The sequence below is a fragment of the Porphyromonas catoniae ATCC 51270 genome, from assembly GCF_000565015.1.
Classification (GTDB): domain Bacteria; phylum Bacteroidota; class Bacteroidia; order Bacteroidales; family Porphyromonadaceae; genus Porphyromonas; species Porphyromonas catoniae.
Window position 1 is genome coordinate 23,376 of the sequence record NZ_JDFF01000004.1, and the last position, 12,000, is coordinate 35,375.

The 12,000-nt window shown below is 51.5% G+C and carries 9 protein-coding genes; 3 read left to right on the forward strand and 6 right to left on the reverse strand.

The annotated features are described in order from the left end of the window. Positions 1–172: 172 nt before the first annotated feature. The 3 genes from HMPREF0636_RS00600 to HMPREF0636_RS00610 are packed head-to-tail and all read left to right on the forward strand — an operon-like array spanning position 173 to position 4,127. On the forward strand, positions 173–1,201 hold the full coding sequence (locus tag HMPREF0636_RS00600; RefSeq protein WP_081748362.1) for a cation diffusion facilitator family transporter: 1,029 nt from the start codon (positions 173–175) through the stop codon (positions 1,199–1,201). Positions 1,202–1,238: 37 nt separating this feature from the next. Next, a complete protein-coding gene (locus HMPREF0636_RS00605) occupies positions 1,239–3,320 on the forward strand; it encodes a putative porin (RefSeq protein WP_044167724.1) in 2,082 nt (693 codons plus the stop codon). 12 nt (positions 3,321–3,332) lie between these two features. Further along, the gene (locus tag HMPREF0636_RS00610; protein ID WP_044167726.1) at positions 3,333–4,127 is read left to right on the forward strand and encodes a transporter substrate-binding domain-containing protein; all 795 of its coding nucleotides are present in this window, start codon (positions 3,333–3,335) and stop codon (positions 4,125–4,127) included. A gap of 70 nt (positions 4,128–4,197) precedes the next feature. Here HMPREF0636_RS00610 and HMPREF0636_RS00615 read toward each other — a convergent pair whose 3' ends face one another. From HMPREF0636_RS00615 to HMPREF0636_RS08140, 6 genes are all read right to left on the reverse strand, one after another. Further along, positions 4,198–5,103 carry a hypothetical protein gene (locus HMPREF0636_RS00615; RefSeq protein ID WP_044167728.1) on the reverse strand — a complete coding sequence of 302 codons (906 nt, stop codon included), beginning with the start codon at positions 5,101–5,103 and terminating at the stop codon, positions 4,198–4,200. Between the two features lie 487 nt (positions 5,104–5,590). Next, positions 5,591–5,881 (reverse strand): DciA family protein, encoded by a 291-nt coding sequence (locus HMPREF0636_RS00620; RefSeq protein WP_044167730.1) that lies wholly within the window; start codon positions 5,879–5,881, stop codon positions 5,591–5,593. A gap of 2 nt (positions 5,882–5,883) precedes the next feature. Then, the gene (gene recF, locus HMPREF0636_RS00625) at positions 5,884–6,990 is read right to left on the reverse strand and encodes a DNA replication/repair protein RecF (protein ID WP_044167732.1); all 1,107 of its coding nucleotides are present in this window, start codon (positions 6,988–6,990) and stop codon (positions 5,884–5,886) included. Between the two features lie 13 nt (positions 6,991–7,003). After that, complete coding sequence (gene rlmN, locus HMPREF0636_RS00630; RefSeq protein WP_044167733.1) at positions 7,004–8,062, reverse strand: dual-specificity RNA methyltransferase RlmN; 1,059 nt, start codon at positions 8,060–8,062, stop codon at positions 7,004–7,006. A 125-nt stretch (positions 8,063–8,187) separates the two neighbouring features. Then, the gene (locus HMPREF0636_RS00635; RefSeq protein WP_044167736.1) at positions 8,188–10,347 is read right to left on the reverse strand and encodes a peptidylprolyl isomerase; all 2,160 of its coding nucleotides are present in this window, start codon (positions 10,345–10,347) and stop codon (positions 8,188–8,190) included. Positions 10,348–10,837: 490 nt separating this feature from the next. Continuing rightward, positions 10,838–11,770, reverse strand: a complete 933-nt coding sequence (locus HMPREF0636_RS08140; RefSeq protein WP_052328669.1) for a hypothetical protein — start codon at positions 11,768–11,770, stop codon at positions 10,838–10,840. Between the last annotated feature and the right edge of the window lie 230 nt (positions 11,771–12,000).

A 12,000-nucleotide genomic window follows, 5' to 3' on the forward strand; every position in this document is an offset into this window, starting at 1 on the left:
CCTTTTTAGCCCTAATCCATCCAGCGTCACACCATGAGGGGGAAGACCACCCCAGCAGAGCTAGGATAACGATGGTCTCAAGAGCCTACACACTCGCAGCCTAGAAGGGTGACACACTGAAATAGTTGTACTTTTGTAATACATTATTTGGACAGACTTTACCACTACAGCTATGGTACATCAGGACGAACACGAAGGGCATTGTCTCTGCGAGGGGCATGAGCATCACCACGAGGCTCATGAGGCGCAACATGAGCATCAGCACGATCATGAGCACAGTCACCACGGACACGGACACCACCATAGCCATGGGGGACATCACCACCATCATCACCATCATGCCGAGGGGAACATCCTCATTGCCTTCCTGCTCAACCTCTTCTTCGCTATTGTAGAGCTGGTCGGGGGGCTATACACAGGGAGTGTGGCGATCCTATCCGACTCACTCCATGACCTGGGGGACTCCTGCTCACTCGGGGTAGCGTGGTATCTCGAGCGACTCTCTAAGAAGGGAAGAGATCGGTACTTTAGCTACGGCTATAAACGCTTTTCACTACTTGGTTCGTTACTTATATCGGTTATCCTACTCGTAGGCTCAGTGTTTGTCATCAAGGAGTCCATAGAGCGGATTATTACCCCAAGTACGCCAAGAGCTGAAGGGATGTTCCTACTGGCTATCTTTGGCCTCATCATCAACGGCTATGCGGCATGGAGGATGAGTGGCGGACATTCACTCAATGAGCGGGCCATGCGCCTGCACCTCATGGAGGACGTACTGGGGTGGATCGCTGTGCTGATCGTCAGTGTGGTTATGTACTTTGTCGATCTACCCATCCTTGACCCACTCCTCTCGCTGGGGATCACCGCTTGGATACTGTATAACGTCTACTTCAATCTAAGGGATAACTTCCGCATCCTCCTACAGGGTGTCCCCGAGGAGGTAGACCAAGAGGGCTTCGTGCAGGCCATAGAGCATCTCGACGGAGTATTATCGGTACACGACGTACATATCTGGACGCTGAATGGCGAGCAGCATATAGCCTCTCTCCACCTCGTCTTCAATGCACAGCAGTACCCCACCCCCGAGGCTTGGGCTGGACTCAAGCAACAGGTACGCGAGATTGCCCTAGGCTACGAGCTACAGCACATCACCATCGAGCTAGATCCTCGGGGATGTAGCTGTGGGATGGAGAACTGCTAGCACCCTGCTCCCCACGTGAGACGTATAAAGACATTAGATGACTATAAGACCCTTCCTTCTCTCCGTGCTGCTACTCGTGAGTGCCGCAGCATGGGCACAACGCCCAGAGCGTAACAACTACAACCCCTACGAGGTACGTGACATCGAGGAGATCCCTGATGAGATCAAGATGGTACGTGGTGATAAGCTACGTGCCTACCGCATCACACCCAGCGTTGCCCGAGCTACACGAGTAGAGATGCCCGATACGCTCACACACTATACCTTCGAGTACATCTCCCCAGAGTTTCGCTCCCTAGGGGTATCGTACCAAGGGAACATGAATCACGCTTGGCAGTCTAAGCTCTTCTTCGATCGAGCCCGCCGTGTAGGAGACTTCTTCTACACAGACGGGTATTACCGCATGCTTTATACCCCCGATGAGGTACGCTTCTACGACACGAAGACCCCTTTCACCTTCGTTCGCTACCAACGTAACTTTAAGACCAATGAGAGTGAAGACGTAGTGGCAGGCGACTTCGGTGTGAACATGGGGAAGGCTCTTAACCTAGGGGCAAACTTCGATTACCGAAATGCCCAAGGCTTCTACACCAATAGTCGAAGCAAGGACGCACGCTATCGGCTCTTCGGCAGCTACCGTGCCGATCGCTACGAACTCTATGCCTATATCGCCAACGACTACTACAAGCAGGAGGAGAATGGTGGTATCACCAATGCTGACTATATCCTCAACCCCGACCGATACACTAATGGGCGCACTAAAGTCAGTGCCAAGGATGTACCCGTCCAGATCACCGAGAGGCTAACGAACCGTATCCGCTCAGGTCATGCCTATCTAGCACAGACCTTCCGCCTCGGGCACTATACTACCGTACAGCGTAAACCCACAGGAAAAGAACATCAAGATACTGAGCTATTAGGTGACACACTAAGCCTAGACTCCACCTACTTCGTCCCCGTGGGAGGGCTTTCACTGACTACATACTACAACGTCCAGAGCCGCCGCCTACAGACTCAAGGAGAGAATGACCTCTGGAAGAACGTCTTTGGTGAGCCTGTCGTGACACAGACCCGAGTACCCGATGGTGGAGGTACACCTGTGGCGTATGCCTTCCCTAATGACACAGCACAGCTTACCACCCTGCATAATACGTTGGCCCTCTCACTGATGGAGGGCTTCCGTCCTTGGGTAAAGTTCGGTCTCTCTGCCTACCTTCGCCAAGAGCAGAACTGGGCCAAGCTCCCGAATGCTACTACACATCTCTATGGAGCGACAGAGCGTTTCTCGTCAACCTTTATAGGCGGACTCATCGAGCGTCGTGAAGGTACGGGGCTGAACTTCTCGGGACGTGGAGAGCTAGGCATACTAGGCTCTGATCTGGGAGCCTTCAAGATCGAGGGCAACCTACTCACAACCTTCCGACTCTTCAACCGCCAGTTCGCACTCGAGGCTGATACCTACATCGACAACGCACGACCTTCATACTTCGCAGCCCATCACCATGGCACCTATGGTTGGTGGGATAAGGACTTAAAGTTCACACGCCGTATAGAGCTCGGGGGGAAGGTACACCTCACCTCATGGGGCACACAGCTAGAGGCTCGCACAGCCAGCCTACAGAACTATATCTACTATGGAGCCAAAGGGGAGCCAAGCCAACTAACCGACCTCATGCAAGTCCTCTCGCTAAGGGCAAAGCAAGTAGGCTCTGTAGGAGTGCTGAACTGGGAGCTAGAGGCTGCTTACCAGACCTCCACCAATGAGTCCGTCCTCCCGCTACCACGCCTCGCTGTCGCTGCTGACATCTACGTACGCTTCCTCGTTGCCAAGGTCATGCGTATCGACCTTGGGGTCAAGGGCTACTGGCACAGTGCGTACTATGCCCCTTACTACCTACCCACGACTCAGCAGTTCATCCTGCAAAGCGAAGGTAAGGTTGGTGGCGAAGCCCCACTACTGAATGCATACGCTAACTTCCGTCTCAAGCGTGCTCGCTTCTTCCTTCAGATGTACAACGTTACCGAGGCCTTCACCACAGGTAGTCGCCTCTCCATGCACAAGTACCCCTACAATCCCATGTACCTAGCTGGTGGCGTTGTCGTGGACCTCAATAACTAACCCTCCTAGACTATGCGCTCACGACTCTTCACTCTTCGCTCTCTTACCTATCTGGCTGGGCTGGTGGCCATCATTGCACTGATGCTCTACCTGCATCACCAGGCACGCAAGCGAGCTGATAGCACGGACTCCACCCCTATCATCCGGGACTATCCCGAAATCCGACGTGAAGGGACACTCCGCCTCTGTACCTCATACAACGAAGGCGGAATTAAAGCACAAGGAGGTGAGCTCTCTGGTCTTGTCTATGATCTAGCCAAGGTGCTGCAGCAGCGAAGTGGACTACGCGTCGAAGTCGTGCTAGAGAACAACTGGGAGAAAGCACTTACCTACCTGAGCTCTGGACAAGTAGACCTCGTCACTCGTCCCACAGCCTCAACGTCCGACATCGACACCACACGCTTCCGCCTCTTCGGTCAAGAGCACTCTGGCCCCATCTTCCTTATTCAGCGGCGCGCAGACAGCACGACCTTCGTCACTAGTCAGATACAGCTCTCTGGACGAACGATCACGCTCCCTCTTGCTTCACCCTACCGCCTCTTCCTAGAGCACCTCAGCGAAGAGATTGGTGAAGCTATCCACCTTGAGGAAGATTCGCTCTACCAAGCCGAGCAACTAGCTATGCAGGTAGCATCAGGGAAGATTGACTACACGATCTGCACCGACAAAGAGGCACAACGGTTTAAGACACTCTTCCCAGAGCTGGACTGCACACTCCCGCTGAGCTATTCGTTCCGTACTGCCTGGCTTTTACGTCGTGCCGCACCAGCACTCAGTGATAGCCTCTCACTCTGGCTGAAGAAATAAACCCACACAATGCAGAAAGGGGATACACGTTAGACGTGTATCCCCTTTCTATATGTATCAAGCTCTTTTCTTACTTGAAGAACTTATACTCGATGGTAAACTTATTTTGCTCTTCTCTACCACTCTCTATACCCTCGATTGGCAAACCTTGGGCATTATACTTGGTATAAGTAATCTGATTTAGTTCACTTCTCGTGACAGCACCCTTTTCATCATAGCTCTTATTAAGCTCAAAAAGCGACTCTCCGAAGATACCATACTTTTTCTCCGAATACTCGTGGTACTTACGAGAGCCTCCATACCCGAATATCTCTGTTCCTTGAGCCTCTCGCTGTACGACACGCCCAAGGTCATCATAGATAGTCTCAACCATCCCAATCTTTTGTGTTCGAGCCTTGTCTGAGAATATCGTCTCAATCTCTTTTCCTTCTTTATACGTAAATAAAGAATATGTTTCCGTTTTCTCGGTTGATCCCTCTATTTGCTCTGTTGTAGAAGAAGAGACTCTTTTTCCCTTATCATTGGTGTATAAAACGGTCTTCGTATTACGCCCTGCTTTCTCTGAATATTCTTCGTAGCTCACAAGGAGACCATCACTGTAGGTGTATCTTTCCTCAAGTCCTGGGAAACCGACCTCACCATATTTATAAAGGACGAGACGTCCCTCTAAGTCATAGGTGTAGTAGCCATCTACAGATGGGACAAACTTACCATTCTTAAAGGTTGAATAAATATCTGTCAGTGGGCGAAATTGTCTATCATAGGTGGCAGAACTTGAGGAAACCACCTGTCCTTTTTCATTGTATCTATAGACAGTGATTTGCTCTAGCTTCCCGACGATGTCTTTCCTTTCAGCATGCTTGACATTGGGGACATCAGGGTTGGGGCTAGGGGTGTCATTCTTCCCCTTACATGAAGTGAATACTACTGTAGCTGTGAGAGCTAGCAGGGTAAAACGTAAAGTCTTTGTTATCATTCGTCTATTGGTTTATAAATACTTTGTTGGCCGTAGTTAGGTCATAAAGCCTATATGGCGCGATATCCAGCCTTGTAGCAAGCCGAGAGACCAAATCATACACGGCGCACAAAGATACTAATTAATCCTCATGTTCCACAGATTGAAATCCCATACACAGCTACACATTCTCCAAAGAGATAGCCTCTTTCAAACGTCCTAAATTGGGCGTTTATACAGGCATTGCAACGAGTTACCATAAGTCGTTACAACGAGTTACCATAACTCTCCGTAGCGACTTACCACAACTCATTTAAACGAGTTACCACAACTCTATGGAAAGAGTTGTGGTAACTCGTAGACATACCTTCTTAAAACACCGTAAACAGGCTATTTCTAAGAGATAAAATAGGAATGTAGAAGAATACAGATTGTGACTGAGGGTATTTTCTCCCCTTATATGACCTTTTCATCCAGCTCCTGCTAGACACTGCTCTTCACTCGGCTCTTAGTACACCTGCACGAGGCGTATAAGTTCGGCGTGGAGATAGGTGTTGAGTTGCTGGCGGAGGGTATTGAGTTGAAGGTTAAGCTCCTGACGTGCGATGGGCGAAGAGGTACGAATACGTAGTACGCCCTCGTCAATGCGTGCCTCCCGCACCCATTGGTGAAGCTTACCTAGTAGCACAGGCAAGTGCTCTAGCGCACGATGCACGAGGAGCTGCTCGTACATATCAGGATCTTCATCCCAGAGGTTGGAGAGGGCTTGGCGGAAGTCCAGCGTTTCACTACGCTTCATGCTCACTGAGGTATTTGTCGGATCTCCCCATCAGAGACTTCAAAGAGCTGGTAGTCTGTACCCCAGCCATGCACGAGTTCATCGAGGTGCTCTCTATTGGTATCCGTGATGAAGATCTGTCCAAAATCACGCCCCCCGACAAGCCGAATGATACGCCCGACACGCTCGGCATCAAGCTTGTCAAAAATATCATCCAGTAGCAGAATCGGACGCTCAGGGTTGGTCTCGGAGAGTAGGGTGTACTGGGCGAACTTCAATGAGATGAGGAAGGTCTTGTTTTGCCCTTCAGAGCCAACGCGACGGATTAATTCATCGTCCAGCAGCATCTGCAAGTCATCCTTATGTAACCCTACACTCGTATGTCCAAGTATGCGGTCACGCTCACGTACCTCCCTAAGAAGCTCTGCAATATGTCCCTCGGTAGCCTCAAGCGTAGAGGCATAGGCAAGGCTGACAGACTCCCTACCACCGCTGATCTCGGTGTAGTACTGCTGAAAAAGGGGAATGAAAAGCTCAACGAACTGGCAACGCTTCTCGTACAAGATTGGCGAGACTTGCTCGAGTTGAAGGTCGAGAATATCGAGGACGCTGGATGAGGCTTGTTGGTTTTTCAGCAAGGTATTTCGTTGCTCCAGCACCTTATGATACTGAGTAAGGGCAGCCATGTACACGCTGTCCTGCTGAGAGAGTTGTCTGTCGAGGAAGCGACGACGCTCATCGCTTCCACCGAGGATGAGCTGATAGTCTTGTGGCGAAACAATCACAAGGGGGAAAGCCCCGATATGCTCACTCAGCTTGCCATACTCCTTGCGATTACGCTTCAAGATCTTGCGTGCTCCAGGTCGTATCTGCAGCAGTAGATGCCGCTCATCACCATGGTCACTGAGGTATGAAGCATCCAGCACAGCGGATTCTTCTCCCCTACGTACAGCCAGTGTATCAGTGATCGAGAGGTGACTCTTCGTGAATGAGAGGTAGTGCAGCGCATCCAGCATATTCGTCTTGCCCATCCCATTGAGACCAATGAAGCAATTTACCTTGGGCGAGAACGTGCATGTTGCCGTGGCAATGCTCTTGAAGTTAATGAGGTGCAGGCGATTCAGTACCACGGGAGACGTTGGATTAGCGTGAAAGGGAGGTAGAGGCTCCTGCCATCTGCTCCTTGGTCGAGAGCATACCACATGCAGCCGAGATGTCTTCACCTCGAGAGGTACGGATTGTGGTCACGTAGCCTCGAGACTCTAAGTAGGACTTAAAGAGCTCCATCCCTTGGGCAGAAAGTGGACGTAGGGGGACATCTGGGATTTGGTGAAAAGGAATTAGGTTAATACGGCACGGAATGCCTCGCAACAGACGTGCAAGCTCCTCTGCATGCTCTCTACTATCATTAACGCCATCGAAGACAATGTACTCAAAGGAAACCCTTCTCTGGCCTGTAAAATCTGCTTCACGGATCATCCTCAGCGTCTCCTCTAGGGGCATTCCACCCTCGGCTGGCATGAGAGCAAGGCGGCCCTCATGGAAGGGATTATGTAGACTTACAGCGAGGTGGCACGTCGTCTCCGAGAGGAAACGCTCCAGCCCCTTGCGGACACCTACTGTAGAGAGTGTGATACGCTTGGGAGACCATCCCAAGCCCCATGGTGCCGTCATCACAGAGATGCTACTCAGGACATGAGCTGCATTATCCAGAGGCTCACCCATACCCATGTAGACGATGTTTGTAAGCGAAGCTGATTCCTCTACGGAGAGTACCTGATTTAAGATCTCACCCGAGGAGAGGTTTCCCTTGAAGCCCTGCTTACCCGTCATACAGAAGAGACAATCCATCTTACACCCTACTTGCGAAGAAATACAGAGGGTAGCTCTGTCCTTCTCGGGTATATAGACTGCCTCCACAAGTCCCCCAGAGCGTACTCGGAAGAGGTACTTGCGTGTCCCATCCTTGGATAGCTCACTCTTGACAGGTAGTGACCGCCCCACTTCGTAGTGAGCCATGAGTAGCTCTCGATTAGACTTTGAGATATTCGTCATCTCATCTATCGAAGTCACTCGCTTGTCATATAGCCACTGGGCGATTTGCTTCCCAGTGAAGCGTGGCATACCAAGTGCCATAACTTCGTGAGTCAATTCATCGAGGGTAAGCCCTAGGAGGATACGCTTCTCTGCTGGAGGGGTCATTAAAGAGGGTGATAAATCGTTTGTAGGAAAGGCTGTCCGCAGGTGTTGCACCCATCGGACAGCCTTTTATATAACTCGTGGAGGCTCAAAAGGGTTGTCTTCAGCTACTCCACTAAGATTGGTCTCTAATAGAAGCGAGCTCTGTTATCCTCGACCTTCATGCGTTGGATGAAGTCAGCAAACGCACGATAGCTGTACTGGCGTGCGAGACCTGCCTCCTGTTGCTTGATCTGAGATGCCGCCACAGCCTTATCTTGTGGGGTCTTAGCGATTGGTTGCAGTACCATCACCTCTGTGTTGCTTGCTGCGAAAGGCTTTGAGAGCTGTCCGATAGGAGTCGTCATAGCGATACCATTGAAGGTCGCAGGCTCACTACCACGCACGACATAGCTCACATCAACGAGCGTATCCACCTTAGTCTGCAGATCTGCTGCGTAGGCATCAAGGCTCGTGAGCTTCTTAGCCTCGAGGCTCTTGACTAGGTGCTCAGCCTTCTTCTGCCCAGAGAGGTAGGCAACGATCTCCTCCTTGACTGCCGAGAGAGGAGCATAGCCAGCTGGGGTATGTGTCCCTACTGCGGGGATGACGAGATAGTCTGTACCACAGGTATAGAGCTTGGGGCTGACCTCTCCATCCTTAGCATTAAGCGCCCAACTAACGATCTGTCGTGAGCTAGGGATCTGACCGAGCATAGGGCTCTGGGTAGTGATTACAACATCACGTGAGACATTGAAGCCTTCCTTCTCAGCCTTCTTCGCCATAGCCTCGAAGCCTCCGCCTTCACCCAAGATCTTGTTCAGTGCGCTATACTTCCCATTGTATGTATCAGGGGAGAAAGTAGCAGGGATTGTAAGGAAGGCAACCTGATACTTCTCTACTGCGGGCTGAGGGTTCTCTGCCTTCGCTAGGATTGTGATAGGAGCCTGTCCAAGGCGAACCACTGTACCTACGGGGACTTGGTAGAGGGTATCGAGCTTCAGACCTGAGTTAGCACTCAGCTGCTGGAGCATGAACTCCGAGAAGGTGCTATCCTCCATGCCGTAGCGATTAGGTATGGTGACAAGTCCACCCTTCCCTGCGGTCTGTGGGTCGATACTGTTCTTCTGTGCTAGCTCGGCGAAGCTTGCTCCTCCCTGCAGGAGGGAGAGAAGGCTGTCTGCTTGCCCCTTAACGCTATCGTTCAGCACAATCATACGCACAGAGAGCGATGCTGTAGAAGACGTCTTGCCAAGGAGCTTAGCGATGTCATAGCGATCACTTACGAGCTGTGGATCATTCACCGCCCCAACCTCTGCGCTCTTGATGAAGGCTACTTGGTCTGCGCCCAGCCCTAGCTCATCAAGTTCGGCACCTGTAAGGTAGGCCTTGCTGAAGTACTTGTTGGAGGTAGAGAAGCTACGCATAGCGTTCTCTATCGTAGAGACTGTAGCACCACGTAGCTCAGAGAGAGCCTTGTCCTTCTCTGCTTCGGCAGCCTTGTAGTCAGCCTGTGAAGGGACGACCTGTAGGCTGATATAGCTCACCTGAGTCAGAGGATATTGCATGCGGTAGAAGTCCTTGTGCGTATCGTAGTAGCTCTTCACCTCAGCATCCGTAGGACGTGCTGTGGAGTCTGCGATCATCGCCGATGATGTACGTACGAGGGCAACTGTGCGAGCATCTGCCCCGAGGGCTAGCTCACGGTCGATGTCATTAATCTTATAGGTGCGAGAGAGGAGGGTACCGAGCTTCTGCTGGAGACGCTGGGTGCGTATCTGCTCCTGCAATAGAGTGAACTGCGTCTGCATAGCACGCAACTGCTGGCGTTGCTCTGCTGGGGCAGCCTGGATCTGCTTGTCAGATAGCTGACGGATGAACTCATTGACTTGCTTCTCATCCGTTGTCCCAAAGAACTGTGATGCTAGGGGCGAAGGAGCGATTCCCTTACCTACAAGCAGGGCATAGAGCTCATCATCTGTCACGCTAAGACCTATATGGCTAGCGATCTTCTGGAGGGCATACTCCGAGATATACTGCTGAGCCAGTTGGTTGTTGAGCTGCATACGCTGTTCGTCTCCGAGCTTTTGTCCCTGAGCCTCGGCTTGGTTCTGTAGTTGCTCCAGACGTGCACTGTAGTCTTGGATGGAAATGTCCTTACCATCGATTGACAAGGCTACCTGCTCGCTTTTGCTCCAGAAGGTACGCCCGCTAGTAAAGAGGTCACCAATAACAAAGCCCGCGAGAGCAATACCAATGATGACAACGAGCATGACCGAGTGGCTACGGATCTTCTCTAATACTGCCATTGTATGTACTTACCTATAATTATATAATGGTGTTTTATTTCAAATATTTGAAGCACAAAGATACAAACACTCTAACGAATACTCAAATACCGCCTCTGCTCCCAGCCTCTGCGCCGAAATACCTCGATGGATCTCCCCTCTGATGAGTTACTCTCACCCCTCGGCTCCACTAGAGGAACATCCGCCAAAGCCCTATCCATCCACTCCTTCCCCCTCCACGCCGTAGAGCAAACGCCCCAGACAACATCCCTTCACACGCCATGGCGGATAATCGGGAGTAATCATGCAGGAGAGGCGAAACAAGGGATAACAAGGGTGTGACAAAAAGCACCACTCCCCATTATGGAGGAGTGGTTAGCTGAAAGGGAGAGACCCTTCTGCCTCAAAAAAGAAAAGGGTATTACCGAACCACGAGGACGAGAGGAGGCTATACACGAGTGAGGGTATAGCGTCTCGGGGAGGGGGTGATTACAGATTAGGCTGGGCGTCGCTAATGGTCGCCGTACTGATGTTGCATACGACGAGCATCCTCCTCGGTGATGCGTGGCTTAGGCGTTGGTACGGGAGCTGCCCCATCCTGCTTATGCACCTCGAGGCGGTAGCCCCCCACGAAGTCGTTCTTTACGGCACTGACGAGGATTGAGTGTGCGATCGGTTGCCCCCCCGTCGTCTGCATGTAGGAGATCAGGTAGCGACCACCCTGTGTGGCAGGCTGAATCTTTAAGGAAGAGACCCACGTAGGATCAAAGTCCACGTTGTCAATGAGTACATCGTAGTAACCATCGTCCATGTCCCCAGACTCACTACGCTCGTGGTGCAGGCCAATGGTGGTGAGCGTACAATACCTCTCCCGAAGCCCCGAGAGGATTGCCCCAAGGTCTTTGCTCATCGAGAGGTAAGCCGATAGATAGAGCCGATAGAAGGAGAGGATGAATGCCTGCTCCGAGCTATTATCAACACTCGTGGCTTGGGCAAGTGGGTTCTCTCTCAGATGCTCCCCATACGCATCACCATGCCAAGCTGGGGTGATGAAGTCAATCAGATACCGCCCTCCGACAGTCGTCACATGTAGGGGGATGCGCACCTGCTCTGCGGGTTCGCCCAGAGAGACTTCGTACCAGCCATCCTTGAGCTGTCTAGCACGGAAGGTCTTCTCCAAGCCTGCGCGTGCATCCTGCATCCTAAGGAGTGGATCGGCATCCGTTGCAGCGACGAGGCGGTAGACCTTCTCGTGTGCCTCCTGGGTTAGAGCAGTGGCGACAAGCGAATCCCTCTGATCTTGCTCAAACATCCGGTCTATGGAACGGATATACTGCGTATAGAAGCGTTGCAGGAAGGGGATGGGGCTGTTCTTCTGCGCATACATCTTAGTCGTCTGCCCAAGGGCAAGGGCTACGATAAACAAGAGGATATACTTTTTCATCTTCACAGCTAAGCATTAAAGGGTGAAACAAACCATAGACAAATGTACTAAAACCTGATGGACACACTCTTACCATCCCTTTACACATCTCCCCAAGGTATGCAGGCTCCTCCATGCTCAAACCTTTTTACCTCCTCTTATGAAGGCCTAAACAGGTGACGTATCTAGCCCTTGCATGGGTCATTCAGTTACCCTTGCAAGGGTTGGAAACCCAACTCATGCTAGGGTCA